Below are 24,651 nucleotides of genomic sequence, written 5' to 3'. Positions count from 1 at the left end.
CCCGTACGTTGGATGCGCAAAGAGTGTGCAAGCCTGCCCATAATGCAAGCAAAAGTTTTTTGACAAGAACCATAACACAATATTATATCGTTGAAAGTTGAAACGGTGCTACAGGCGGTAAGTCATTGAAATTCAAGCTCAGACAACTCGAGGCTTTTCAAGCCGTAGCCAAGACAGGGTCGGTGACACGGGCTGCAAAATCGTTGGGGATATCTCAACCGGCAACGAGTCGACTGTTGTCGGATTTCTCTAAAACCGTTGCGATTGATCTGTTCCGGCGCGAAGGGGGCGTTCTGATTCCAACCAGCGAGGCGCGCTATCTGCTGTCCGAGGTCGGGCGTGTGTTCGACAGCCTGCAACACCTTGAAGAGCTGAACCGCGACCTGACAGACCGTACCGCCGGGCATCTGCGCATCGCCTGTTTGCCGGGGTTTGCGACAACCCTGTTGCCCGAACTGCTGGCCGAATTTCTCAAAGAGCGACCCGGCGTCAGCCTGACATTGGAACCGGATCGACCCGAGCGTATTCTGGAATGGATGATCGGCGAGCAATACGATTGTGGGATCACGGATGAATTCACTGGTCATCCTGCGGTTGAGCACACAAATGTCCCGATCAAGACCGCCTGCGTTTTGCCCAAAGGGCACCCACTGACTGAATTGGGCTGCCTTTCGCCGCTGGATCTGAAGAACGAACGTTTAATCCACGCCCGCCGCGACAGCCCGTTTTACACCCGCCTGTCCAACACATTTGCGGATTACGGCGTGCTGATGAACACTTGGGTCGAAGTGCGACAGTTCTCAACCGCTTGTATTATGGTGGGGCAGGGGCAAGGCGTTACCATCGTCAGCGCGCTGGATGCCGAACAATACCGCAACAGCAACATCGAAATCCGCCGGTTTGAGCCGGAAATCCATCACTGGCTCTCGATCCTGAAGCCCGCATCGGGCAGCCGGTCACTGTTGTCCTTGGATTTTGTTGACACCTTCATGGACAGCCTTGGCCCCTACATCAGCGACACCAAAGACCGTCTGTGAATGTGACGATACGGCAGGCAGCTTTGATTGCGCTTGTCTTGGTCGGGTTTCAAAACCAAATGTTATGCCAACCGTTCTGGCGCTCGCCCATATGAGGTTGAATTGACCGAGACCACTGACATCCAAGGATTCGTTCCACCCGTCTGGCTGCGTTCACCCGTCGTCCAGTCCGCGCTCGCCAGCGCAAAGTTCCGCAAACGCGGGGCAACAGATCTGGAAGGTGCCGCCCAGTACCACCTGCTGACCGGCGGATCAGGAGCGCGAACATCCTGCCTGTTGTCCTGTCACCCGCAGTCACGCGGGCTGGTTGTGATCCTGCATGGATGGCTGGGGTCAGTGCAATCGGCCTATGTTGTCTCGACCGCCAAGTTTCTGTTTCGACAAGGATTCAGTGTCTGCCGCGTGAACTTGTTGGAACATGGGGATTCCGTCACGCTGAACCCGGGTTTTCATCACGCAGCCGAAGACGCAGATCTGTTCGACGCCATTGCAGCGGCCACAGGCCTGACCGACGATGAAACGGTGTCACTGATCGGTTATTCGCTTGGGGGCAACTTTGCCCTGCGCGTTGCGCGTCGTTTGCGAACACAACCTATTCCCAAGTTGCGTCATGTCTTTGCGATCAGTCCAGTGATCGATCCCGTCACGTCGAGCCCGATGATCGACGCGCACCCACTTATGCGGGCATATTTCACGCGCAAACTGCGGCGGTGGCTGCGCGAAAAGACCGAAGCCTTTCCAGATCTTTATCAGGCCGGGGCCATCGCGAAGAAGAACAGTGTTCTTGGCATGTCACACGATATCATTTGTGGGTGGACCGAGTTTGAGACGTTGGACGATTACTTTCGTGCTTATCGTCTGATGCCAGAGGAATTTGAAGGTTGCCCTGCGAAACTGACTTTGTTTGGCGCTTTCGATGATCCGGTGGTGAGCGGCTCAGATATCGCGGCAATGGCAGGCCGGGACATGGAGGTCATCATGTCCCCTTTCGGCGGCCACAACGGGTTTTTTGATGCTGTCCGTGGGCCTACATTCTATGAACGGGCGATCTTGAACAGCCTGTCCTCTGCGATCTGACGCTTTCGGACAATTTCGGTTCGCTGATGACTTGCTGAATCCGAAAGGTTCGGGAAAGGTGCCCGCAAATTCTGGCGCGAGGGTCACATGAAACACACCATCACAGAACCGGCCCGCGAGGTCGAAGTCATTCACGAAACCGACGTTCTGGTCGTGGGGTCCGGCCCCGGCGGGCTTCCTGCTGCTCTGGCTGCCGCGCGCGCCGGGGTCGAGGTCTGCCTGGTCGAGCGTTTTGGGTGTTTCGGCGGCAACTTGACCGTTGTGGGTGTCGAGGGGATGCATTGGTACCGTCATGAAGATACCGTGGAATCCAACGGCATCGCGCGCGAGTTTGAAGAGCGCGCCAAAGAGATGGGTGCCGCCGTCCCCGAAAGCCAATCGCTTAGCTATGAAATCGACAGCGAAGGGTTCAAGCTGGTGGCCGACAAGATGGTGCAGGACGAACCCAACATTCGCCCCATGCTGCACCGCCAATTCGTGGCTCCGATCATGGATGGCAATGCGATTGTTGGCATCATCACCGAATCCAAAGCCGGGCGTGAGGCGATCCTGGCCAAACGCGTGATCGACGCCACGGGCGATGCGGATGTTATCGAACGGGCAGGGGCGCCGACCTACAAAACGCCCCCGGAACAGATGATGGCGGCTTCGGTCATGTTCCACGTCGCAGGCGTCGACAAGCAAAAGTTCATGGATGGTATCAAATCCGATCCACAGACCTATGCCGATTGGGGCGGCGGCGGCGAATGGAACATCGAGACGTCGGGCAAAGAGGACGAGATGTTCTCTCCGTTTCTGAAAAAGCCGTTTGAGCAGGCGATCAAGGACGGCCTCATCCCACCGCACCTGAACACGATCGCCGGCACTTGGGGCGCGGTGCATGACACAGGCGAGCTGACTTATATGAACCTCATCCACATGGATGATTGCGACGGTACCGATCCCGACAGCTTGACCAAATTTGAGATCGAAGGCCGCCGTCAGGCCATGCTCGCGATTGAGGCTCTGCGCCGCTACACACCCGGTTGCGAAGGCATCCGCCTACGCAATTTCGGCATGTCCCTGGGCGTTCGCGATACACGCAAGGTCGACTGCGCCTACAACATGACCAGTTTGGACGTACGTGAACAGGGCCGGTTCGAAGATTCGGTAGGGATTTTCCCCGAATTCATTGACGGTTACGGCATACTGATCCTGCCCACCACGGGGCGTTATTTCCAGATCCCATATCGCAATCTCTTACCCAAAAAAGTCGAAAACCTGCTCGTGGCGGGTCGTGCCACTGGCGGCGATCGCGACAGCCATGCCGCAACGCGCAACATGGCATGTTGCGCTGTGACCGGTCAGGCGGCGGGGATTGCGGCCGCAATCTCGATCAAACAACAGAACCAGCCCCTGGCACAGGTGGACCCGTTGCTGATCCAGAAGGAGCTGGAACGTCAGGGCGGACGTCACCACTGATTTCGGTATCAGGCCTGTCAGAACGTTTTCGGCCCGCGTCTGGTGAGTGTCGGGCCGCAGATCTTTGGAACGGTGATCCTGGTGCTTTTGCCGGCGACGTAGCCAAGGGTGCCGTAGGCTGGGGTGTCGGATGGGGATTAATCCGTCCCCTCGGTGATGAAAATCTGAGCCTCGCAGGCACCGTCGCGCCGTTCCCGCGCGGCGGTGTAGTCGTCTGAGTGGTAGCAGGCCAGCGCTTGTTCCATGCTGTCAAACTCGATCACCACATGCCGCGCCCATTGCAGGCCTTCGACTGTTTCAGTTCGGCCGCCTCGAGCCAGAAATCGCGCCCCGTGCTTTTGAAATGCGGCTGGCGCCACCGCCTGATACCCGGCGTAACGGTCCGGGTCGGTTACAGTCACTTGGGCGATCCAATAGGCTTTGGGCATCAGATTATTCCTCTTCCTGGTCCAACAGGCGTTTGGCGACTGCAGACGCATCGTCAATATGGGCATGAACCGCGTCGCGAGCAGTTTTTGGGTTACCATCGGCTATGGCAGAGTAGATCGCCGTCATGTGCCCCAAACCGGGCTTCTTACGGTCTGCGGTTGACAATGTCATGACCCGCAACCGGCTGATGCGCCCGTTCAAGCGGTTGACCACCTCCCATGCAATGGCATGTCCGGCGCCGACAAAGATGACCTCGTAGAACTGCGCCGTGGCCTTGAACAATGCCCGGGGGGAGCCGTCATCAAAGGCCTTCTCCAGGTCAGCCAATGCCGCTTTCAATGCCTTGCGGGTTTTCTTGTCTCCCAGTTCTGCGCAGGCCATGGCCGCCGCAGATTCCAGCATCCGGCGAATGTCATAGATCTGGCGCGCGTCGTCCCAATCAAGATTGGCCACGATGGGGCCCTTGTTGGGCAGGATCTCAACCAACCCTTCGGCTTCGAGATAGCGAATGGTTTCCCGAACCACCGTCCGGCTGACACCCAACTGATCGCACAACGGTCGCTCGACCAAGCGTTGGCCTGGCTCGAAGTGCCCTTCGATGATTGCTTCGCGCATCTTCTCCTGCACGATTTCGCGCAAGGTGACTGGGGTGTGTTCGATCTTGAGGTCGGGAAAGCCGGTCTGGGTCATGGCGAATGTCTAACAATCTGCAGGACGTGGAACAAGGTCATCTTGACGTATGGTATAATGGTATACCATATTCTTGCCAACGACTCACTCTTTGATTCAGGTGACCCAATGCCCGCAGAAATCCGCAAGACACAGCTGTTCGTCGAAAACACCCTGATCGAGGGCGGCAAGGCGGCCGCAACGCCGCTCAAGATGATCGCGGCCATTGCGGTTTTGCGGAACCCTTGGGGAGGGCAGGGCTTTGTCGAGGATTTGAAGCCCGGCATCCTGGATTGCGCGCCAGGACTGGGCGAATTGCTCACCGAAATGGTGATTGATGCGGCTGGCGGTGGCGACAAAATCGAAGGCTACGGAAAATCCGGCATTGTCGGTGTGAACGGCGAGGTCGAGCATGTCTCGGGCTTGATCCACACGCTGCGGTTCGGCAATCACTTCCGTGAGGCTGTGGGGGCGAAAAGCTATCTGTCCTTCTGTAACACGCGCGGCCCAGCCAACGCACCGCTGCTCATCCCGCTGATGGACAAGAACGATGCGGGTCGCCGCTCGCACTACCTGACCATCCAAACCTCGGTCGCGGATGCGCCAGGGCCGGATGAGATCGTTATCGCGCTTGGGGCCAGCATCGGGGGCCGCCCGCATCACCGTATCGGCGACCGCTATCAGGATCTCAAGGATTTGGGCCATGACGTTGACAATCCTGCAGCTGTCTGAGCCATACGGCCAGGTCGCCTTTCGCGAGGCGGGGCAGGGCGAGCCGGTGGTGCTGATCCATGGGGTCGGCATGCAATCAGCAGCTTGGGGACCGCAGATCGACGCGCTGTCGGCGACCCATCACGTGATTGCCGTGGATATGCCTGGGCATGGGGGCAGCGACCCTTTGCCCGAGGCGGCGGAACTGCCGGACTTTGTGGCCTGGGCGAGTGAGGTTCTGACGGCTATGGGTGTCGGACCGGTCAATCTGGCGGGTCATTCGATGGGGGCTTTGATCGCTGGCGGTATGGCCATCGAGCATCCAGAGCAGATCAGAAGGGTGGCCGTGGTGAATGGAGTCCACCGTCGATCTGCAGGGGCCCGACAAGCGGTCGAAGCGCGCGCGCAGGAAATCCGCAAAGGCGCGATCGACCTTGAAACGCCTTTGAACCGTTGGTTCACACCGAACGACTGTGCAGCGCGTGATCAAGTTGCGCGGTGGCTGGGGGCGGTGGACCCAAGCGGTTACGCCACAGCGTACGGCGCTTTTGCACGTGGTGATGACACCTATGCTGATGGGTGGCAAAAAGTGGCTTGTCCGATGCTGGCGCTGACCGGCGACGGCGATCCGAATTCCACGCCTGAGATGTCGCAGGCGATGGCGGATGCCGCACAGGACGGCGAGGCGGTGATCATTGAAGATCACCGGCACATGGTAAATCTAACCGCGCCTGATGTTGTTACTGATATCCTGCAAGCATGGCTGGCCCGTCCAGCCACGGAAAGGAGCCCGGAATGACCACGATTGACCCGCGCGCCTTGCGCAACGCCTTTGGCACCTTCATGACCGGTGTGACGGTGGTGACCTCGCATGACGCCGACGGAAACCCGCTGGGTTTCACGGCCAATTCATTCACCTCGGTCTCGCTTGACCCGCCGCTGGTGCTGGTGTGTCTGGCCAACTCCTCGACCAACTATGACGCGCTGACGCAGGCCAACGGGTTTGCGGTCAACGTGCTGTCCGAGGGGCAGAAGGACGTGTCCAACACATTCGCCCGCCCGGTTGAGGACCGCTTTGAGGCCGTGGCTTGGGCCAATGGCCCGCACGGCTCACCCGTGTTTGACGATGTGTCGGCCTGGTTCGATTGCTCGATGCATCAGACAGTGCCTGCAGGCGACCATGTCATCCTGATCGGCAAGGTCGAAGCGTTCGAGACCAGTACCGCGCCGGGTTTGGGTTACTCTCGTGGCGCCTATGTCACCCCGGCGGCCGAGGCCGAAGCGCTGCGCCGTGGGGCCAAGTTGATTGTGAGTGCCCTGATTTCTCGCGGTGAAGAGGTCTTGATGATGGACGACGGGTTGGGCGGCGTCACGCTGCCCCAGATGCAAGTCGGATCCGAAGGAGCTACGGCTGCCCTGAATCGGTTGATTGCGGAAACGGGCGTTCCCGCCGATCCCGGCTTTATCTATTCTGTTTTCGAAGATGGTGGGCGCGAACACCAGCATATCTCGTTTCTATGTCAGGCGGGGGAAGGCAAGCCCAAGACGGGCAGCTTTACCAACTTGAGTAAATCGACCCTGATGGATGTGGCAGACCCTGCTCTGAACACCATGCTTGAGCGGTTTGTCGATGAAAACCGCATTGGCGTCTACGGGATCTATTTTGGCGATCAAAAGAGCGGCAAGGTCCGCCCGATCATGTCAGGGAGTTGAGGCATGAAGTTTTCACTGTTTGCGCATATGGAGCGGATCTCTCCGGAGGAGGACCAAAAGCAGCTCTATGACGAGTTCATCGAACTGTGCAAAATCGCCGATCAGGGCGGGATGCATGCGGTTTGGACGGGTGAACATCATGGGATGAATTTCACCATCTCACCCAATCCGTTCCTGAACCTGATCGACGTAGCGCGGCATACCGAAAACGTGCGTCTTGGCACCGGCACCGTGATTGCCCCGTTCTGGCATCCGATCCGGTTGGCGGGTGAGGCGGCGATGACAGATATCATCACCAACGGTCGCCTGGATCTGGGCATCGCACGCGGCGCTTATTCCTATGAATACGAACGCATGATGCCGGGTATGGACGCCTGGGAAGCGGGTCAACGCATGCGCGAGCTGATCCCGGCCGTGCAAAAGCTGTGGGAGGGCGACTATACCCAAGAGGGCGAGTTTCATTCCTTCCCCTCCACCACGTCCTCGCCGCTGCCGGTGCAGGAAAACGGACCGCCGATCTGGGTTGCCGCGCGCGATCCGAACAGCCACGAGTTTGCGGTGTCCAACGGTTGCAATGTGCAAGTGACGCCGCTGTGGCAGGGCGATGGCGAGATCGAAAGCCTAATGGTCAAATTCAACGACGCCTGTGCCAAATTTCCCGAACGCCCGCGCCCCAAGATCATGCTGCTCTTGCACACCTATGTCGCTGACAGCCCCGAAGATGTGAAGCTGGGCGCTGAAGAACTGAACCGTTTCTACAACTACTTTGGCGCGTGGTTCAAAAACGAACGCCCTGTGGATCAGGGCTTGATCAAGACGTTGAGCGACGAGGAAATGGCGGATCATCCGTTTTATTCGCCCGAAGCCATGGAACGTGATCTGGTGATCGGCGAGCCTGCGGCGGTGATTGAGCGGCTGAAAAAGTATGAAGCCTTGGGTTACGATGAATATTCGTTCTGGATCGACTCAAGCATGAGTTTCGAGCGCAAGAAAGCCTCGCTCGAGCGGTTCATCTCGGACGTGATGCCTGCGTTTCAATAAGGACAGATGATGCAACAGTTTCAGCAGTATATTGACGGCAGGTTTGACGATGGGGCCACGCAGTTTGACAGCCTTGATCCGGCGACCGGCGCACCCTGGGCGCGGATGCCCGAGGCGAGTGTTGCCGATGTGAACCGCGCGGTTGAGGCGGCGGAGCGGGCATTCTTGTCGTCTGGCTGGGCGCTGATGACCGCGACGCAGCGGGGCAAGCTACTGCTGAAACTGGCGGATCTGGTGGCTGAGAATGCGCCGCGATTGGCCGAGCTGGAGACCCGGGACACCGGCAAGATCATCCGCGAGACCAGCGCGCAGATCGCTTATGTCGCGGAATACTATCGCTATTATGCCGGGTTGGCGGATAAGATCGAGGGCGCACATCTGCCCATCGACAAACCGGACATGGAGGTCTGGTTGCGCCGCGAACCGGTCGGTGTTGTGGCAGCTGTTGTGCCGTGGAACTCGCAGCTGTTTTTGTCGGCGGTCAAGATCGGGCCTGCTTTGGCGGCCGGCTGCACTGTGGTGCTGAAAGCCAGCGAAGATGGCCCCGCGCCGATGCTGGAATTTGCCCGCATCTTTGATCAGGCGGGTTTTCCCAAAGGTGTGCTGAACGTCATCACCGGCGGGGCCGAGGCGGGTGCTGCGCTTACCAGCCACGCAAAGGTCGATCATGTCGCCTTTACCGGCGGACCGGAAACGGCCCGCCATATCGTGCGCAACTCGGCCGAGAACCTGGCCTCGACCTCTCTGGAACTTGGCGGCAAGTCGCCGTTCATCGTCTTTGAGGACGCTGACATCGAAAGCGCAGTGAATGCGCAGGTGTCGGGGATTTTTGCGGCTACAGGGCAAAGCTGTGTAGCGGGATCGCGTCTGGTGATTTCAAACAAGATCAAAGACGTGTTCCTTGAGCGCCTCAAGGTCAAAGCCCAAGAGGTGGTGATCGGTGCGCCGGATGACATGGCGACCGAGGTCGGCCCGCTCTGCACCCTGCGCCAACGTGAGCGGGCGATTGCCTTGATCAAAGCCTCGGAACAGCAAGGGGCCAAAGTGATCACAGGTGGCGCGGCGTTGGAAGGTGATGGCTACTTCTTCCCACCCACGATCATCGACTGTTCGAACGCACCCGAAGCCGACTGCATCACCAACGAGTTCTTTGGCCCGGTCCTGTCGGTTCTGTCCTTTGACACCGAAGAAGAGGCGCTGAAGATCGCAAACAACACCGCCTTTGGTCTAGCTTCGGGCGTGTTCACTAACAGCCTGACCCGCGCGCATCGGATGATCCGGGGCATTCGGGCCGGGATCGTTTGGGTCAACACCTATCGCGCGGTGTCCCCCATCGCGCCCTTTGGGGGGCACGGCCTGAGCGGACATGGGCGTGAAGGCGGAATTCAGGCCGCGTTGGACTACACCAAGGTCAAAGCGGTTTGGCTCAGAACCTCGGATGACCCGATTCCCGATCCCTTTGTGATGCGCTGAAACCTGTTCGAAAATAGGGCGATCCATGCTGCAAGACAGAAAAACTTGCAAACTGGGTCAAATTGCGCGCCTTTGTCCCCCCTTTGGTCGATTGATTGCCGCAAGGAAGTCCTCTAAATGGGTGGCATTCGCACGCCCTTGAGAGGGTCGTGCGCGCCCCGGGTTTCGGGGCCGGGGCGACCGCCCCACACCAGCCGCAGCAGCCCGCTGCATGAGTTTCATCTTAGTCGCGCGCCCCAGGAAGGGCGAGAAGGTAAGAAAAATGGTCGAAAACTCAACCCAAGATCTATTGTATACCATTGTAGACGAAGCGCCCGAACTGGCCAGCGCCTCGTTCCTGCCGATCATCCGCAAGTTCGTTTCCTCGGCTGGAATCACCGTTGGCACGCCGGATATTTCGCTCGCTGCGCGCATCATTTCGGCCTTTCCCGAAAGCTTGACCGACGAGCAGCGCCAGTCGAACGATCTGGCCGCCCTGGGTGAGCTGGTGAAGATACCCGCCGCCAACGTCATCAAGCTGCCCAACGTCTCAGCCTCGGTGCCGCAGCTGGTTGCTGCCGTCGAAGAGCTGCAACGCCAAGGCTATGCGCTGCCCGACTACCCCGAAGAGCCGCAGACCGATGCGGAGAAAGATGTCCGCACGCGGTATGACGCCATCAAGGGCTCGGCCGTGAACCCGGTTCTGCGCGAAGGCAACTCGGACCGCCGCTCTGCCCGCGCCGTCAAGAACTACGCTCAGAAGAACCCGCATTCGATGGGTGCCTGGGACGCGTCGAGCCAAACCAAAGTGTCGTCGATGCCCGGCAACGATTTCTACGCCAACGAAGTTTCGGCCACCATCACCGCCGCGCAGGCCGGTGTTGCCAAGATCGAATTCGTTGGCAAAGACGGCGCCTTGACCGTTCTGAAAGACGCCTGGCCGCTTGACGAGGGCACCGTCGCCGACGCGACCTTCATGTCTGCGAAAGCCCTGAGCGCCTTCCTGGCTGAAGCCATCGAAGACACCAAAAAAGACGGCACCATGTTTTCGCTTCACATGAAAGCGACCATGATGAAAGTGTCCGACCCGATCATCTTTGGCCACGCGGTCAAGGCATGGCTGGCCCCGGTGTTCGAACAGTTTGGCGACAAGCTGGACGCTTTGGGTGTGAACCCGAACTCTGGCATGGGTGATCTGCTGGACCGCGTCAAAGACGACGCCGAGATCATGGCTGCCATCGAAGCCGTAACCGCAGACCGTCCGGCGATGTACATGGTCGACAGCGACAAAGGCATCACCAACCTGCACGTTCCGTCGGATGTGATCATCGACGCCTCGATGCCGGCCGTGATCCGCGCTGGCGGCAAGGGCTGGGATGGCGAAGGCAAGAAAGGTGACACCAACTGTGTCATTCCCGACCGCTGCTATTCGACCGTCTATGACGAGACCATCAACTTCTTCAAAGCCAACGGTGCGCTGGATGTGACCACCGCCGGTGCTGTGGCCAACGTTGGCCTGATGGCGCAGAAAGCCGAAGAATACGGCTCGCACCCGACCACGTTTGAGGCCCCCGCTGACGGCACCATCCGCATCGTTCTGGCCAACGGTGAGACGCTGCACAGCCACGAGGTTGAAGGTGGCGACATTTGGCGCTCGTGCACCGTCAAGAAGGCGCCGATCGAGAACTGGATCCAACTGGCGATGGACCGTCAGCGCCTGACCGGATCCGAGGCGATTTTCTGGCTGGACGAAAACCGTGCCCACGACGCGCAGCTGATCGAATACGTGAAACCTGCGCTTGAGACTGCTGGCGTTGCCGACAAGTTCCAGATCATGGCGCCGCGTGAAGCAACCGCTCAGTCGCTGAAAACCATCACGGCTGGCAACGACAGCATCGCGATTACCGGCAACGTGCTGCGTGACTATCTGACGGACCTGTTCCCGATCCTTGAACTGGGCACCTCGGCCAAGATGCTGTCGATCGTCAAGCTGATGCAGGGCGGCGGTCTTTTTGAGACCGGTGCTGGTGGTTCGGCCCCCAAGCACGTGCAACAGCTGGTCGAAGAAAACCACCTACGGTGGGATTCGATGGGAGAGTTCTGTGCTCTGGGTGAATCGCTGAACTTCCTGGCCGATGCACAGGGTAACGCCAAAGCAGGTGTTCTGGGCAACGCGGCCGAGGTTGCGACCCAAGGCATCCTGGACCACAACCGCAGCCCCAGCCGCAAGGTGGGTGAGCCTGACAACCGCGACAGCCACTACTGGTTTGCGCGTTACTGGGCCGAAGCTCTGGCGGCACAATCGGACGACGCCGATCTGGCAGCGGAGTTCGCTGGTGTTGCCAAGGCTTTGGCCGATGGCGAAGCGACGATCCTGGCCGAGCTGGCCGCCGTTCAAGGCCAGCCTGTAGATCTAGGTGGTTACTACCACACCGACCCGGCGAAAACGGCCAAGGTTATGCGCCCAAGCGCGACCTTGAACGCGATCATCGACTGATCCGGTTTCGGTTCTGAAATTTGAAACGCCCGGGGATGTCCCCGGGCGTTTTCTTTGGCAAACAGAAAGCGGCTCAGAGTCCGTCTTTTAGGCTTTCCCGAATGTGAGCTTCGCGCAATTGCATCGTCATTGGGCCGGGTTTGCCAGATCCGATTGTAACCCCGTCCAGCTCGACCACCCCGGTTGCAAAGAGGGGGGAGGCGGTGACAAAGGCCTCGTCGGCCTGCTGCGCCTCCTCGACAGAGAAACCGCGTACCTCGACTTCCAGTCCTTGCTCTTTGGCGAACTTCAGGATGACCGCGCGGGTGACGCCGTGCAGGATGTCGTGGGACAGGGCGCGGGTGATGATCCGGTTGTTCTTGATGATGAAGGCGTTGCAGGATGACCCTTCGGTCACCAGCCCATCCTCGACAAACCAGACGTCATCGGCGCCCTTGCGCTGTGCGTCGACCTTGCTCATGCAGGTCCACAGGATCTGTACCGTCTTGATGTCGCGGCGACCCCAGCGTTTGTCGGGGCAGGATACGACCTTGAACCCGGTCTCGATGAAGGGCATCGACAGCCACGGGATCGACTGGGTGAACGCGATCCGCGTGGGTTTCGGATCCGCAGGATAGACAAAATCGCGATCTGCCGGGCCGCGGCTGACCTGCATGTAGATCATGCCCTGGTCCAGATCATTGCGCGCGATCAACTCGTGGTGCATCGCCAGCAGCGCGTCTTCGTCGACCTCAAACGGCATTTCGATTTCGGCCAGCGATCGGGCGAGCCGGGCCATATGAGCCGGAAACTCGATCAGCTTGCCGTCGATGACGGTCGTAACCTCATAAATCGCATCCCCCATCAGGAAGCCGCGATCAAAGATCGAAACGGTGGCCTGATCCTCGGGCACAAAGCTGCCATTGACGAAAACGGTGCGGGTCATGGGACTGTCCTGAAGCTGAGTTCGAAAGTTCCAAAGGGTTATGCGGGCATGTGGCCCCGAAGGCAAACACATGACAGCACCGGCAGGAACCAACCAAAAGTTAGCGGTGCGCGAAAAAGAGGTGGTCAATCCCGCGACACACGTCATCTTATGTGGTCAGGCGGGCCGATTTGCCCAAGGGCCGGAGGGATTGATGTTCAAGTATCTTGGTTTGTGTCTGTTGGCGATTTCACTGATGTCCTGCGGGTCTCGACAGCGTGCGCCGGAACCTCAAACCGCCCGGGTGACCCCAGTTGGCGGGCCTGTGGTGACATATCCCAAGTTCGGCGACAGCGACCCGCATGAATGGGAGGGCCGGTCGCCGCGCGCCTATCCTGTCCATGGCATCGACATTTCCCGTTGGCAGGGCGCGATCGACTGGCGCACCGCGCGCAATTCCGGCGTGAGCTTTGCCTTTATCAAGGCGACCGAAGGCGGCGACGTTGCTGATCCCAAGTTCGAACTGCACAGAGATGGGGCCAAACGGGCCGGCGTGCGGTATGGCGCCTATCATTATTACTATTTCTGCCGCACTGCCGAGGAGCAGGCGCGCTGGTTCATTCGCAATGTGCCCAAAGACCCAAATGCCCTGCCACATGTGCTGGATATGGAGTGGACCCCACATTCACGCACCTGCACCAAGCGCCCTGATGGGGCGACCGTCCGGTCCGAGGCGTTGAAGTTTCTGAGCATCCTTGAGCGTCACTATGGGAAGCGTCCCATCGTGTACACGACCGTCGATTTCTACCGCGACACTGGCATTGGCAAGTTGCGTGCAACGCAGTTCTGGCTGCGTTCGGTGGCGGGGCACCCGCGCGAGGTCTATCCCCGTCAGAACTGGACGTTCTGGCAATACACCGGCACAGGCGTTGTTCCGGGGATCGAAGGCAATGTGGACATCAACGTCTTTCGCAGCTCGCCCGAGCACTGGTTGGAGTGGGCGGGTTAAACAAAACCGTTACAAGTTTGGCGCTATAGGCGGCTCTGCCTTGGCTCTTATGTGTGCGTGACGTCACAGCTAGTGTCATGATGGGCCAACAAGAAAAGACGGAGCGGACAGCATGGCGGACCTGCGACACGAGGGGATGCGGATCGGTGGCGAGGTGGTGTTTACCCAAGACACGATACCGGTGCATTTCCCCTACACGGATGAAGTCGTGGGCACCGTTCCGGCAGGGCAGGCGGATCATGCTGCACGGGCCTTTGAAATTGCGGCAAATTACAAGCCCGGGCTGACCCGCCACGAGCGCAGCCAGATCCTGCGTCGTACGGCCGAGTTGATCGGGGAAAAGCGGGACGATCTGGCGAAATGGCTGACACTGGAACTGGGCATTTGCCACCAGCATTCGATCTATGAAACCAAGCGCGCGCAGGATGTGTTTCAATTCGCGGCTGCCCAGGCGCTGAACGACGATGGCGAGGTGTTCTCTTGCGATCTGACCCACAACGGCAAGGCGCGCAAGATTTACACGATGCGTGAACCGGTTCGGGCGATCTCGGCGATCACGCCATTCAACCATCCGCTCAATATGGTCAGTCATAAGATCGCGCCGTCCATTGCCACCAACAATTGCATGGTGTGCAAACCGACCGAGTTGACGCCGCTGACGGCAATTGCACTTGCCGACATCCTGTATGAGGCCGGGCTGCCGCCCGAGATGTTTCAGGTGGTCACTGGGTGGCCCGGTGATATCGGGGACGAGATGGTGACGAACGACCACATCGACGTAATTACCTTTACCGGCGGTGTGCCAGTTGGAAAGCTGATCGCGCAGAAGGCGGGTTATAAACGTCAGGCGCTGGAGCTGGGCGGTAATGATCCCCTGATCGTCTGCAATGACCTGGACGAGGATGATCTGCGCAAGGCGGCCATACTGGCCGTCGCGGGGGCGACCGGCAACTCGGGTCAACGCTGCACCGCGATCAAACGTATTCTGGTGCAGGAAAGCGTCGCGGATCGATTTGTGTCCCTTGTTGTGGAACAGGCCAAAGCCATTCGCTTTGGTGACCCGCGAGACCCCGAAACGCAGCTGGGCTGTGTGATCCATGCGGACGCCGCAAAACTGTTCGAAGATCGGGTGTTGGCCGCAGCCGAGATGGGCGCGAACATCCTTTACCACCCCAAGCGTGCAGGGGCGCTGCTGCCGCCCATCGTGGTCGACCATGTGCCACACAAGAGCGAGCTGGTGATGGAAGAGACCTTTGGTCCCGTCATCCCCATCGTACGCGTGCCGGATGACGATGCAGAGGTGATGCACATTTCGAATGGCACGGCTTTTGGCCTGTCATCCGGCGTTTGCACCAACGATCTGAACCGCGCAATTGCCTACATCAACGGTTTGGACGTGGGCACCTGCAACATCTGGGAGCAACCCGGCTATCGCATCGAAATGTCCCCCTTTGGGGGCATCAAGGACAGTGGAAATGGCGTCAAAGAGGGCGTTATCGAAGCAATGAAGTTCTTCACCAACGTCAAGACTTACTCTCTGCCTTGGCCGGGTTGAACGCCTGCGCCATTGGTCAATTGCTGTGTCACGCTCTGGTGAAATGGACGCACAAATTTCCAGCCATTAGCAATAGGCGATGTTCAAATTAGGCAACGCCTAATTCCCACCAAGAGAGACTATTCTTTTGAGCTTCTTCATGACGTGGCAGGGTCGCCTCTGTCATAGCTAGAGGAGCCAAGCGAGATGGTGGAATTTGTCGATACCCTGGTCGTAGGTGCCGGTCAGGCCGGGATCGCAATGAGCGAACACCTGAGCCGCAACTCGATCTCTCATCTGGTGCTAGAGAAACATCGTGTGGCCGAAGCCTGGCGGTCGCGCCGTTGGGACTCGCTGGTGGCCAATGGTCCCGCATGGCATGACCGTTTTCCGAACCTGTATTTCACCACCTCGGGCGCAGACGCCTTTCCACCCAAAGAAGAGGTGGCGGATTACCTGAATTCCTATGCCGAAATGATCAAGGCACCGATCCGCACCGGGGTCGAGGTCACGTCACTGAAACGGAACGAGGGGCGGGCGGGTTTCACTGTCGAAACGTCGGACGGTGTGATCGAGGCGAACTCGGTCATCGCGGCCACTGGCGCCTTCCAGCACGCAGTCATCCCCCCTCTGGTGCCGGAAAGCGCGGACCTGACCCAGATGCATTCCTCGACCTATCGCAACCCGAATGACCTGCCTGATGGCGCGGTGCTGGTTGTGGGGGCGGGGTCCTCTGGCGGTCAGATCGCGGACGAGCTGCAGCGCGCCGGGCGCAAGACATACCTGTGCGTTGGTCCGCATGACCGCCCGCCGCGCGCCTACCGCGATCGCGATTATTGCTGGTGGCTGGGCGTTTTGGGCCTGTGGGACATTCCGGCCAAAGAGCCGGGAACCGAGCACGTGACCATTTCTGTCAGCGGCGCGCAGGGAGGCAAGACTGTGGACTTCCGTCGCTTGGCGCATGACGGCATGACGCTGCTGGGACGAGCAAGCGGCTATGCGGACGGCAAGCTGACGATCGACAGCGATCTTTGCGAGAATATTGCGGCAGGCGATGCCAATTACATCGACATGCTGGATCAGGCGGACGCCTATGCCGAAAAGATGGGTCTGGATCTGCCTCTGGAGCCCGAGGCGCGTACCATGCTGTCGGACCCGGACAGCATGACAAACCCGATCCGCGAGCTGGATCTCGAGGCTGAGGGAATCACCACGATCATCTGGGCCACGGGGTTCCGTCAGGACTTCGGCTGGATGCAGGTCGATGCGTTTGACGGCTCCGGCGCGCCGCTGCATCAGCGCGGCGTCTCGCCCGAGCCGGGTATCTATTTTCTTGGGCTTCCGTGGCAATCGCGTCGCGGTTCAACCTTTATCTGGGGGGTCTGGCACGACGCCGCCTATGTCGCAGATCAGATAGCCATCCAGAAAAACTATCGCGATTATTCCCCTGACACCATCCCAGCAGCCGCCGAATAACGCGCCAAGAGAGGAGAATTGAGATGACCGTCTTTGACCCCATCGAAAACCCCGTTGATGCGCTGCGCAAGAATGTGTCGGCGCCCTTTGATCAAGCCCGCGCCATGCCGCCGTCGGTTTACTATACTGACGAATTCCTGGCCGAAGAGATCGAGCACATCTTCAAGAAAGACTGGTTTTGCGTTGGTCGCGCCAGTTCTCTGGCCGAAGTTGGCGATTATGTGACCTGTGAACTGGCGGATCAGCCCATCATCGTCCTGCGGGACAAAGATGGCGAATTGCGGGCCTATTCCAACGTCTGCCGCCACCGGATGTCGACGCTGCTGCATGGGCGCGGCAAGACCAAGTCAATCGTCTGCCCCTATCACGCCTGGACCTACAACCTCGACGGCTCTTTGCGCGGTGCGCCTGCAATGAACGGGAACAAAGGGTTCTGCAAGGATGACTATGCCCTGCCTTCGATCGCATGTCAGGAGTGGCTGGGTTGGGTGTTCATCACCTTGAACCCGGATGCTGAGCCCGTGGCAGAGCAACTGAGCGAGGTTGAGGAGCTGGTCAAAGGCTACGACATGACCAACTACACCGAGACCTTTTTCGAAGAGCATCTTTGGGACACCAACTGGAAGGTGCTGGCCGAGAACTTCATGGAAAGCTATCACCTGCCGGTCTGTCACGCTGGTACCATCGGCGGGCTGTCGCGGCTGGACGAGATGATCTGCCCACCGGGTCGCAAAGCGTTCAACTATCACACCATCCTAAAGGATGAGACGCTGCGGATTGCCATGGCGCACCCCAGCAATGACCGCTTGCAGGGGGATGAGCGGCGCACGACATTCCTGCTGGCGATCTATCCCAGCCTGCTGATCACGCTGACGCCGGGCTATTTCTGGTACCTCAGCCTGCACCCCAAAGGCCCGTCGCAGGTTCAGATCCGCTTTGGCGGCGGCATGTCCGACGATTATGCCGACGATGCCGAGGCGCAGCAGAACCTGACCGAGCTGAAGACGCTGTTGGACGAAGTGAACGTCGAGGATCGCGGCTGCACCGAAAAGGTCTATCGCGGCTTGTGTGCAGATGGGGCCGAGCCCGGCCACCTGTCGCATCTGGAGCGGCCGAACTTCGACTTTGCGCAATACCTGATGAGCCGGGTCGATCCCAGCTTTGAACCCAAGATCGCAAATTCTGACGCCAAGGAGGGGGCCTGAAGATGTACAGCGAACTAAGCAAGCAGTTGCAGGAGCTAGCCGCCCTGCCAGCCGACCGCCCGATGTGCATGCCTGGCGCGTTCTACAGCGACTCGTCCCAGTTTCAGCATGAAGCCGCAACGGTCTTGCGTCGCGGGTGGCACTGCCTGGGCCGGGTGGATGAGGTGCCGGAACCTGGCGATTACTTTGCCACACAGCTTTTGAACGAGCCGCTGATTGTTGTGCGTGAATCCAATGGCGAGGTCGCGGTGCTGGCCAACGTCTGCCGCCATCGTGGCATGCCCCTGGCTGAGGGGCGCGGTCAGACAAAACGCTTTGTCTGTTCTTATCACGCCTGGGCCTATGATCTGGATGGGGCTCTGATGCGTGCGGCGCGGATGAAAAACGCAGGCTTTGACGCCAAGAAATGCGGCCTGCACCGGCACAATGTTCATATCTGGAACGGCTTCATCTACGTCAATCTGGACGCTGATGCGGCTCCCTTTGAATATCCGGAACTCGACGCCCTGTTGGCGAACTATGAAAGCGAGTCGTTCCGTTTGGTGCACGTCGCCGAAGAGATATGGAACACCAATTGGAAGTGTCTCGTTGAGAACTTCATGGAAGGGTACCACCTGTCAGTCGTGCATCCTGAAACCCTGCATGGCTATACGCCAACCGGTCTGGCACGCAAGCTGCTGGGGGGCGATGGGTTCACCTCTTACGCGGCAAACTATCCCAAAAATATTCCGTCCCGAGGCTATGGTGCGCCGGGCCTTACCGACGACGAACGTCTGCGCTCGACCCTGTTTTCGGTGTTCCCGACCCAGGTGGCCAGCCAGGCTGCCAGCCTGCTGGTGTCGATCAGTATCTTCCCCCTCAATGCGGGTCAGATACGGGTGAAATGGACGATGTCGGCTTATGGGGATGATCTGGATGATGAAACCATCGCCAGCCGCATCGCGCTTTGGGAAAACGTGAACCGCGAGGACCGGGAGAAGCTGGAGCGGATGCAGGTCGCCCTGAATTCTGCGCACGCTTTGTCCGGGCCACTGGCCGAAGACAACTACGAAGGCACGATCCGCGACTTTCAGTTGTGGCTGGCCAAACAAGATCGCGCGCAATGCGTCGCCTAACAAGGAAAAAAGATGGCCCATACACGCATCCGCAAGTTCAATACCTCGGACACCTACCCCGAGCAGAACCTGGACAACGACCTGTGTCAGGCCGTTGTCACCCAGGGTGGCAAGACCGTCTATCTGCGTGGCCAGTGCCCGCAAAACCTGGATGATGCCGTCAATATCGACAGCCACGACCCGGTCGAGCAGACACACAAGGTGATGCAGAACATCAAGCAATTGATCGAAGAGTGCGGCGGCGACATGAGCCATCTGGTCAAGGTCGTCGTCTACATCACAGATGTGCGACACCGCGAGGCGGTGTACCGCACCATGGGCGAATACATCAAAGGCGTGCACCCGGTATCGACCGGCCTGGTGGTGCAGGCGCTTGCGCGGCCTGACTGGCTGGTCGAGATTGACGGGACCGCCGTGATCCCGGACTGATCGGAACATGGGGCAATTTGTTCCCGGTCGTAAAGACAATTGAAGAAGGATGAGGCGAGTATGACGTTTTCTCTGGTGGCGCGATGTGCCGAAACAGGCATGTTTGGCATGGCGATCTCGTCTTCGTCTCCGGCGGTTGCCGCACGCTGTGCCTTTGCGCGCGCCGGGGTTGGGGCGGTTGCGTCACAGAATGTCACCGACCCGGCGCTTGGCCCATTGGCCTTGGACCTGATGGAGGCGGGTGCGACCGCGGAAGAGGCCATCGCAAGCGTTCAAGAGCAGGGGCGCTTCATCGAATACCGGCAAGTGTTGGCCGTCGACAAACAGGGAAACACCGCGATCCATTCGGGCCCGAATTCTTTGGGTATCTGGACGCAAGCCCAGGGGCGCGATGTGGCGTCGGGCGGCAACCTCTTGGCCAATGACGGCATCTGTCAAGCCATCGTTGACGGATTCGAAGGCGCCGCAGGTCATCTGGGTGACCGTTTGATTGCCGCCATGCGGGCCGGACTTGCGGCAGGCGGCGAGGCTGGGCCGGTGCATTCGGCAGGGATGAAAATTGTGGATCGCGTGGATTGGCCGATCGTTGATTTGCGTTGCGACTGGTCCGAAGACTGTCCAATCGAGAATATTGCAACAGCCTGGGAGGTCTACAAACCCCAGATCGACGCCTATGTGCAACGTGCCCTGGACCCGCGCGAAGCCCCGTCTTACGGCGTGCCTGGAGACGATTGATTCCATGCGATGTGGTCTGGACGGCGCAGGATGCTTGCGCCACCATGACCGGGCCTTTTGAAAGCTCGATCATGCCAATCCGATTCACCTTGCGCCAGCTGGAGTATTTTGTCGCTGCCGGAGAATGCGGCAGCATTGCCGCGGCAAGCCAGAAGATGAACGTCTCGCCGCCGTCGATTTCAACCGCGATATCTCAGCTCGAGTCTGAGCTTGGCTTGCCGCTTTTTGTTCGAAATCGCGCGCAGGGGCTGAAGATGACAGAAGCAGGGCGCACGTTGGCCGCGCAGGCCCTCAAGGTGCTGACCGAAGCGACAGAAATGACACGTCTGGCGGGGTCTGTGTCCAGCACCGTGCAGGGGCCTTTGCGATTGGGCTGTCTGGTATCTTTTGCCCAGATCGTGTTGTCAGGGTTGCGCCGCAGTTTCGAAGAGCAGTTTCCGGCGGTTCAAACCTCGCAGATCGAGATGACCCAAACCGAAATCTTTGCGGCGTTGCGCCGGGGCGAGATCGACATGGCCGTCACCTATGATCTGAACCTGCCACCTGATCTGGAGTTTCACGCCATCAAGGAATTGCCTCCATATGTCCTTTTGGCGCCCGAGCACCCTTTGGCTGACAGTGAGAGCCTGACGATACATGATCTGGCGCCCCATCCGATGGTGCTGCTGGATCTGCCGATCAGTTCCGAATACTTCCAATCCTTTTTTTCGCGCGAGGGGTTGCGCCCGGTGATCAGTGAACGGACGCGGGACATGGCGGTGATGCGCAGCCTTGTTGCCAATGGGTACGGGTTTTCGATCGTCAATTCTCGTCCGCTGAACGACACGTCGCCGGATGGAAAACCGCTCAGATTCATCCCGCTGGTCGGCGAGTTGAGGTACATCGTCATGGGCGTGCTGGGGGTGCCCGGCGCCACCAGCAGCAGCACTCATGCCGCTTTTGTGGACCATTGTCGCAAGCGATTGGTGGACTAAGCTGGGGTTTTCTCAGGTCGCTTGGGCTTTTTTCTGCTTCTGCTCAGGCCAAAATTCGTCAACAACCACATAGGCTAGGATCACGAATATGGCTGCCGTGGCAACTTGGGCGACCCGGACAATGCTTTTGACATCGGCGTCATCGGAATAGGGGGCGATCGTTCCGCCATAGACGACAAGTGCCGTTGTGATGGCAGACCCGGCGGCCGCAGCCAGAGGAGTGCCGGTTTTTCCCAGTGTGCCCAAGGTAAGGCAGAAAAACAGGCATAGAAGGATGGGGGTCACAAGCACCGGGGCGATCACATTGATCTCGTAGCAGATGATGGCCACAGCAGCGCCCAACAGGTTGGCCGTCAACATCGCCTTGGCCACCGCTTTGCCCGCCGAGGGCATCGCGGCCAACTGCTGGCTGAGCAGGGCCACAAAGAACAGTACCAACAGCGCTGATGAGCCGGACAGGAAGAACACCATGGCAAAGGGCACGGTAACCATCGACATCCTGAAGATGCGCCGTGCCGAGTCAAAGTCCGCCGCGGCCTGAGCCTGTTTTCGGGCGGCCTCTGAAGGGGGCGTGGCGGGGATGAGCGTGAACATCAATGTGGCCACGCAGCCCGCAAAAAACAGGTTCAGGGGGATCCAGATCACCAGGACAAATGCCAGATCTTGAGACTGTAAAATCAGGTTCGGGATCATCAACGCACCCATCAAGGCGATGACGCCGGGCAATACCCCCGCCCCGGAAACGGACCAAACAAAGGACAATATGATTCCGATGGCGACCAGGATCAGAAAGACCACCGAATAGGGGGCAAAGATCGCAGACAGCACGAAGGAAATGAACATCAAGCCGATCGAGAAAACGAAGAGCTTGCCAAAGGCCGCAAGCGGCAACCCAACCGGGGCCTGCAGGAACAGGGCAGCAAACACCGCCCCGATGTAGGCCAGCGGCCAGTCCAGCAACAAGCCAAGCCCAAAGGCCAGCGTCACGCCATAGGACAGACGCAGGATCGAACTTCGGTCGTCAGTACGCATAGGTCATGATCGAAACCAAGCGGATATAGGCGCGTCCGACCATGTTCAGTAGGCCATTGTCGCCCAGGTACATGATCACGTCAGCTTGGCCATTCAGTTGAAATCTCAAATCATCCTCGGCATTTCCGGCTTCATAGCCGGGTAGAACGATGCGCACAGGGAAACGCTCGGGTTCGCGCAGGAAACCCTTGGTGCTTGGGGCAGATGCCAGATCGCCAGCGACGTCACCCCCGCTGACAGAGACTGCAGCGCTAAAGCTTTCGATGACGCCAGGAAGGACCCGACCTGGGTGCATATCCAGCACCACTTCGACCGTCGAACCGATTTTGGTTCGACCCAGATTGTTTTCGGTGAAGTAGGCCTCGATCCAGATGTCGGTGGCGTCCAAAAAGGTCAGCAGGTCCTGGCCGGATCGCGCATAGGTGCCCGGAGCGATCAGAAGGTTGGAAACCACCCCGGTTGCGGGTGCTCGCAGTTCAGTCCATTCCAAGTCCAGTTCAGCTTCGGCCAAGGCGGCAAGGGCGCGCTGGATCTTGGGGTTTTCGGATCCTTCACTGCCCAGACGTTGCTTGGCCTTTTCCAGATCGGCTTGGGCGTTTTCGAAATTAGCCACCGATTCAGCCAGTTGCCCGCGCGCATTGTCAGCCTGCGAAATCGGCACCAGGCCTTTCTTCTCAAGTGCAAACACCCGCTCGCTTTGAATGCGGATCGTGTCCAGATCGCTTTGCGCGCGTGCAAGTTTTGCTTGCGCGGCGCTGACTTCGGCGGACGAGGCACCAACGTCTTGCGTCGCGGATTCCAGATCGGCCTCGGCCTTTGATTTGGCGATTTCATAAGGTCTGCGGTCAATGCGGACCAAGACATCGCCAGCTTCGACGATTTGACCGTTCTCGACCAGAACCTCGGTCACGGTGCCGGTGACTTGCGGCACGATTTGGGTTGCGATTGCCTTGACCCGTGCGTTGCCGGTGAACGGTGTTTGGCGATCAGCGGCCAGGTACCAGATCAGAAAGATCAAAATGACCGCAAGGGTGCTCCAGATCGTCTTTCTCATTCTGTGACACCTTCTTCGGCATCCTCAGGTGCTGGTGCTTCAATCCAGACTTTGAACAACTCATAGAAAACTGCAAACAACACCGGCCCCATGAAGACGCCAACCAGGCCATATGCCATCATACCGCCGAGAACACCGATCAGGATGACCAGCATCGGGGTTTCCAAACCCTTTGAGATAAAGACAGGCCGCAGGAAGCTGTCCATGATCATTGCGGGAATGGCCAGGACGGTAAAGATCAGGGCGGACCCACCTGACATCGAGCTCCACGCGTAAATGATCAGTGGCAACAGGACGAGGCCGGGCCCGATCTGGATGATCGACAAGATCAAGCAGATAAAGGCCAGCGTTGCGGCGGAAGAGATCCCGAATACTGTCAAGAGAACCCAAATGACAAAGGCCTGAATGGCCGCAACCCCGATCACCCCTTTGGTCACATTGCGGATGGTCGCACCGGCCAGGGTCACAAACTCTCCGCCGCGGGGGGCAAAAACGCGATTGGCAAAACGCTGCAAACCTTGCACCACCTGCGGGCCGGGCCCAAACAGTGCACCCATTATGATCACGGACAGGGCCAAGGCCAAAAGCCCGATGCCGATACCCAGAACCTTGCTGAACAGGGTTTTGGTGACATCCAGGATTTGGGGTCCGTATTTCGCCATCGCCGCATCAAGGTTGCGTTCGAACAATGACCAGACGTCTGCCAGCTTGCTCCCAACCACAGGCAGATCCTTTAGCCCCTCAGGTGCGGGGGGGATCTTAAGTTGACCGCTGGCGGCTTGCTCGGAAAACTCGGAACCAAGTTCGGCCGCGCCGGACACGGCGGTTGCCACTGGCCCCAGCGTCAGCCCCAAGCCGACCAGAACCAGAACTGTCGATGCCAACCCCTTGCGACCGCCCAGTTTGGATTGCAACCAATCAAAGGCCGGATAGAGCGCCACACACAAAATGGCGGCCCAGATGACCACACTGGCCAATGGCGCGATCATGACAAGGGCGCTGTAGAGGAATAACCCAAGAAACAATAAGCGTATTGCGAGATCGATGATCTTTGCGTCCTGAGTCTTTTCCATTCCATCACTCCACGAAGTTTGTTT

23 protein-coding genes are annotated in these 24,651 nt (G+C 58.8%); 17 read left to right on the top strand and 6 right to left on the bottom strand.

Annotation, left to right across the window (positions count from 1 at the left end):
* Nucleotides 1-125: 125 nt before the first annotated feature.
* From TRM7615_RS20380 to TRM7615_RS20370, 3 genes are all read left to right on the top strand, one after another.
* Nucleotides 126-1,037 (top strand): LysR substrate-binding domain-containing protein, encoded by a 912-nt coding sequence (locus TRM7615_RS20380; RefSeq protein WP_108791163.1) that lies wholly within the window; start codon nt 126-128, stop codon nt 1,035-1,037.
* 102 nt (nt 1,038-1,139) lie between these two features.
* Nucleotides 1,140-2,114: an alpha/beta fold hydrolase gene (locus TRM7615_RS20375; protein ID WP_165821488.1), complete on the top strand. Its 975-nt coding sequence runs from the start codon at nt 1,140-1,142 to the stop codon at nt 2,112-2,114.
* Between the two features lie 87 nt (nt 2,115-2,201).
* A complete protein-coding gene (locus TRM7615_RS20370; protein WP_108791158.1) occupies nt 2,202-3,575 on the top strand; it encodes an FAD-dependent oxidoreductase in 1,374 nt (457 codons plus the stop codon).
* Nucleotides 3,576-3,712: 137 nt separating this feature from the next.
* Here the strand turns inward: TRM7615_RS20370 and TRM7615_RS20365 are convergent, their stop codons facing one another.
* Together TRM7615_RS20365 and TRM7615_RS20360 are read right to left on the bottom strand one after the other, a co-directional pair.
* Nucleotides 3,713-4,003 carry a DUF1330 domain-containing protein gene (locus TRM7615_RS20365; protein ID WP_108791157.1) on the bottom strand — a complete coding sequence of 97 codons (291 nt, stop codon included), beginning with the start codon at nt 4,001-4,003 and terminating at the stop codon, nt 3,713-3,715.
* A 4-nt stretch (nt 4,004-4,007) separates the two neighbouring features.
* Nucleotides 4,008-4,694, bottom strand: coding sequence for a GntR family transcriptional regulator (locus tag TRM7615_RS20360; RefSeq protein ID WP_108791155.1), 687 nt, complete (start codon nt 4,692-4,694; stop codon nt 4,008-4,010).
* Nucleotides 4,695-4,802: 108 nt separating this feature from the next.
* Here TRM7615_RS20360 and TRM7615_RS20355 point away from each other — a divergent pair, with 108 nt between their 5' ends.
* From TRM7615_RS20355 to TRM7615_RS20330, 6 genes are all read left to right on the top strand, one after another.
* Entirely contained in the window at nt 4,803-5,405 is a 603-nt protein-coding gene (locus TRM7615_RS20355; RefSeq protein WP_108791375.1) for an amino acid synthesis family protein, read from the top strand.
* Entirely contained in the window at nt 5,377-6,183 is an 807-nt protein-coding gene (locus TRM7615_RS20350; protein WP_108791153.1) for an alpha/beta fold hydrolase, read from the top strand. The genes TRM7615_RS20355 and TRM7615_RS20350 overlap by 29 nt, the downstream gene beginning before the upstream one ends.
* The gene (locus TRM7615_RS26175; protein WP_108791151.1) at nt 6,180-7,097 is read left to right on the top strand and encodes a flavin reductase; all 918 of its coding nucleotides are present in this window, start codon (nt 6,180-6,182) and stop codon (nt 7,095-7,097) included. Before TRM7615_RS20350 ends, TRM7615_RS26175 begins: the two co-directional genes overlap by 4 nt.
* Before the next feature lie 3 nt (nt 7,098-7,100).
* Nucleotides 7,101-8,138 (top strand): LLM class flavin-dependent oxidoreductase, encoded by a 1,038-nt coding sequence (locus TRM7615_RS20340; RefSeq protein ID WP_108791149.1) that lies wholly within the window; start codon nt 7,101-7,103, stop codon nt 8,136-8,138.
* Nucleotides 8,139-8,147: 9 nt separating this feature from the next.
* The gene (locus TRM7615_RS20335; RefSeq protein ID WP_108791147.1) at nt 8,148-9,611 is read left to right on the top strand and encodes an aldehyde dehydrogenase; all 1,464 of its coding nucleotides are present in this window, start codon (nt 8,148-8,150) and stop codon (nt 9,609-9,611) included.
* Between the two features lie 262 nt (nt 9,612-9,873).
* A complete protein-coding gene (locus TRM7615_RS20330; protein ID WP_108791145.1) occupies nt 9,874-12,087 on the top strand; it encodes an NADP-dependent isocitrate dehydrogenase in 2,214 nt (737 codons plus the stop codon).
* A 73-nt stretch (nt 12,088-12,160) separates the two neighbouring features.
* On the opposite strand, the gene TRM7615_RS20325 is transcribed toward TRM7615_RS20330, so the two are convergent.
* On the bottom strand, nt 12,161-13,012 hold the full coding sequence (locus tag TRM7615_RS20325; RefSeq protein ID WP_108791143.1) for a D-amino-acid transaminase: 852 nt from the start codon (nt 13,010-13,012) through the stop codon (nt 12,161-12,163).
* Nucleotides 13,013-13,205: 193 nt separating this feature from the next.
* Here TRM7615_RS20325 and TRM7615_RS20320 point away from each other — a divergent pair, with 193 nt between their 5' ends.
* The 8 genes from TRM7615_RS20320 to TRM7615_RS20285 all read left to right on the top strand — a co-directional run bounded on the left by TRM7615_RS20320 (nt 13,206) and on the right by TRM7615_RS20285 (nt 21,468).
* The gene (locus TRM7615_RS20320) at nt 13,206-14,000 is read left to right on the top strand and encodes a glycoside hydrolase family 25 protein (protein ID WP_108791373.1); all 795 of its coding nucleotides are present in this window, start codon (nt 13,206-13,208) and stop codon (nt 13,998-14,000) included.
* A 112-nt stretch (nt 14,001-14,112) separates the two neighbouring features.
* The gene (gene phnY, locus TRM7615_RS20315; RefSeq protein ID WP_108791141.1) at nt 14,113-15,555 is read left to right on the top strand and encodes a phosphonoacetaldehyde dehydrogenase; all 1,443 of its coding nucleotides are present in this window, start codon (nt 14,113-14,115) and stop codon (nt 15,553-15,555) included.
* A gap of 186 nt (nt 15,556-15,741) precedes the next feature.
* Entirely contained in the window at nt 15,742-17,010 is a 1,269-nt protein-coding gene (locus tag TRM7615_RS20310) for a flavin-containing monooxygenase (protein WP_108791139.1), read from the top strand.
* 23 nt (nt 17,011-17,033) lie between these two features.
* On the top strand, nt 17,034-18,215 hold the full coding sequence (locus tag TRM7615_RS20305; protein ID WP_108791137.1) for an aromatic ring-hydroxylating oxygenase subunit alpha: 1,182 nt from the start codon (nt 17,034-17,036) through the stop codon (nt 18,213-18,215).
* Nucleotides 18,216-18,217: 2 nt separating this feature from the next.
* Entirely contained in the window at nt 18,218-19,330 is a 1,113-nt protein-coding gene (locus tag TRM7615_RS20300) for an aromatic ring-hydroxylating oxygenase subunit alpha (protein WP_207775251.1), read from the top strand.
* A gap of 12 nt (nt 19,331-19,342) precedes the next feature.
* A complete protein-coding gene (locus tag TRM7615_RS20295) occupies nt 19,343-19,759 on the top strand; it encodes a RidA family protein (protein ID WP_108791135.1) in 417 nt (138 codons plus the stop codon).
* Nucleotides 19,760-19,819: 60 nt separating this feature from the next.
* Nucleotides 19,820-20,494 carry a DUF1028 domain-containing protein gene (locus tag TRM7615_RS20290; RefSeq protein WP_108791133.1) on the top strand — a complete coding sequence of 225 codons (675 nt, stop codon included), beginning with the start codon at nt 19,820-19,822 and terminating at the stop codon, nt 20,492-20,494.
* 44 nt (nt 20,495-20,538) lie between these two features.
* Nucleotides 20,539-21,468 carry a LysR family transcriptional regulator gene (locus tag TRM7615_RS20285; RefSeq protein WP_235824155.1) on the top strand — a complete coding sequence of 310 codons (930 nt, stop codon included), beginning with the start codon at nt 20,539-20,541 and terminating at the stop codon, nt 21,466-21,468.
* A 12-nt stretch (nt 21,469-21,480) separates the two neighbouring features.
* Here the strand turns inward: TRM7615_RS20285 and TRM7615_RS20280 are convergent, their stop codons facing one another.
* From TRM7615_RS20280 to TRM7615_RS20270, 3 genes are read right to left on the bottom strand one after another with little or no spacing between them, the layout of a single operon-like run.
* Nucleotides 21,481-22,500 (bottom strand): DUF2955 domain-containing protein, encoded by a 1,020-nt coding sequence (locus TRM7615_RS20280; RefSeq protein WP_108791131.1) that lies wholly within the window; start codon nt 22,498-22,500, stop codon nt 21,481-21,483.
* The gene (locus TRM7615_RS20275) at nt 22,490-23,554 is read right to left on the bottom strand and encodes an HlyD family secretion protein (RefSeq protein WP_108791129.1); all 1,065 of its coding nucleotides are present in this window, start codon (nt 23,552-23,554) and stop codon (nt 22,490-22,492) included. Before TRM7615_RS20275 ends, TRM7615_RS20280 begins: the two co-directional genes overlap by 11 nt.
* Nucleotides 23,551-24,627: an AI-2E family transporter gene (locus tag TRM7615_RS20270; RefSeq protein WP_108791127.1), complete on the bottom strand. Its 1,077-nt coding sequence runs from the start codon at nt 24,625-24,627 to the stop codon at nt 23,551-23,553. Before TRM7615_RS20270 ends, TRM7615_RS20275 begins: the two co-directional genes overlap by 4 nt.
* Nucleotides 24,628-24,651 lie beyond the last annotated feature (24 nt).

The sequence above is a fragment of the Falsiruegeria mediterranea M17 genome (assembly GCF_900302455.1).
GTDB lineage: Bacteria > Pseudomonadota > Alphaproteobacteria > Rhodobacterales > Rhodobacteraceae > Falsiruegeria > Falsiruegeria mediterranea.
This window is presented reverse-complemented; position numbering and strand designations above follow the sequence as displayed.

Bases quoted from the DNA above. Each gene is read 5' to 3' on its own strand.
- TRM7615_RS20340 (WP_108791149.1), top strand. From the start codon at position 7,101: ATGAAGTTTTCACTGTTTGCGCATATGGAGCGGATCTCTCCGGAGGAG.
- TRM7615_RS20355 (WP_108791375.1), top strand. From the start codon at position 4,803: ATGCCCGCAGAAATCCGCAAGACACAGCTGTTCGTCGAAAACACCCTG.
- TRM7615_RS20305 (WP_108791137.1), top strand. From the start codon at position 17,034: ATGACCGTCTTTGACCCCATCGAAAACCCCGTTGATGCGCTGCGCAAG.
- TRM7615_RS20310 (WP_108791139.1), top strand. From the start codon at position 15,742: ATGGTGGAATTTGTCGATACCCTGGTCGTAGGTGCCGGTCAGGCCGGG.
- TRM7615_RS20295 (WP_108791135.1), top strand. From the start codon at position 19,343: ATGGCCCATACACGCATCCGCAAGTTCAATACCTCGGACACCTACCCC.
- TRM7615_RS20330 (WP_108791145.1), top strand. From the start codon at position 9,874: ATGGTCGAAAACTCAACCCAAGATCTATTGTATACCATTGTAGACGAA.
- TRM7615_RS20290 (WP_108791133.1), top strand. From the start codon at position 19,820: ATGACGTTTTCTCTGGTGGCGCGATGTGCCGAAACAGGCATGTTTGGC.
- TRM7615_RS20370 (WP_108791158.1), top strand. From the start codon at position 2,202: ATGAAACACACCATCACAGAACCGGCCCGCGAGGTCGAAGTCATTCAC.
- TRM7615_RS20285 (WP_235824155.1), top strand. From the start codon at position 20,539: ATGACCGGGCCTTTTGAAAGCTCGATCATGCCAATCCGATTCACCTTG.
- TRM7615_RS26175 (WP_108791151.1), top strand. From the start codon at position 6,180: ATGACCACGATTGACCCGCGCGCCTTGCGCAACGCCTTTGGCACCTTC.
- TRM7615_RS20335 (WP_108791147.1), top strand. From the start codon at position 8,148: ATGCAACAGTTTCAGCAGTATATTGACGGCAGGTTTGACGATGGGGCC.
- phnY (WP_108791141.1), top strand. From the start codon at position 14,113: ATGGCGGACCTGCGACACGAGGGGATGCGGATCGGTGGCGAGGTGGTG.
- TRM7615_RS20280 (WP_108791131.1), bottom strand. From the start codon at position 22,500: ATGCGTACTGACGACCGAAGTTCGATCCTGCGTCTGTCCTATGGCGTG.
- TRM7615_RS20360 (WP_108791155.1), bottom strand. From the start codon at position 4,694: ATGACCCAGACCGGCTTTCCCGACCTCAAGATCGAACACACCCCAGTC.
- TRM7615_RS20320 (WP_108791373.1), top strand. From the start codon at position 13,206: ATGTTCAAGTATCTTGGTTTGTGTCTGTTGGCGATTTCACTGATGTCC.
- TRM7615_RS20300 (WP_207775251.1), top strand. From the start codon at position 18,218: ATGTACAGCGAACTAAGCAAGCAGTTGCAGGAGCTAGCCGCCCTGCCA.
- TRM7615_RS20365 (WP_108791157.1), bottom strand. From the start codon at position 4,003: ATGCCCAAAGCCTATTGGATCGCCCAAGTGACTGTAACCGACCCGGAC.
- TRM7615_RS20325 (WP_108791143.1), bottom strand. From the start codon at position 13,012: ATGACCCGCACCGTTTTCGTCAATGGCAGCTTTGTGCCCGAGGATCAG.
- TRM7615_RS20275 (WP_108791129.1), bottom strand. From the start codon at position 23,554: ATGAGAAAGACGATCTGGAGCACCCTTGCGGTCATTTTGATCTTTCTG.
- TRM7615_RS20270 (WP_108791127.1), bottom strand. From the start codon at position 24,627: ATGGAAAAGACTCAGGACGCAAAGATCATCGATCTCGCAATACGCTTA.
- TRM7615_RS20350 (WP_108791153.1), top strand. From the start codon at position 5,377: ATGACGTTGACAATCCTGCAGCTGTCTGAGCCATACGGCCAGGTCGCC.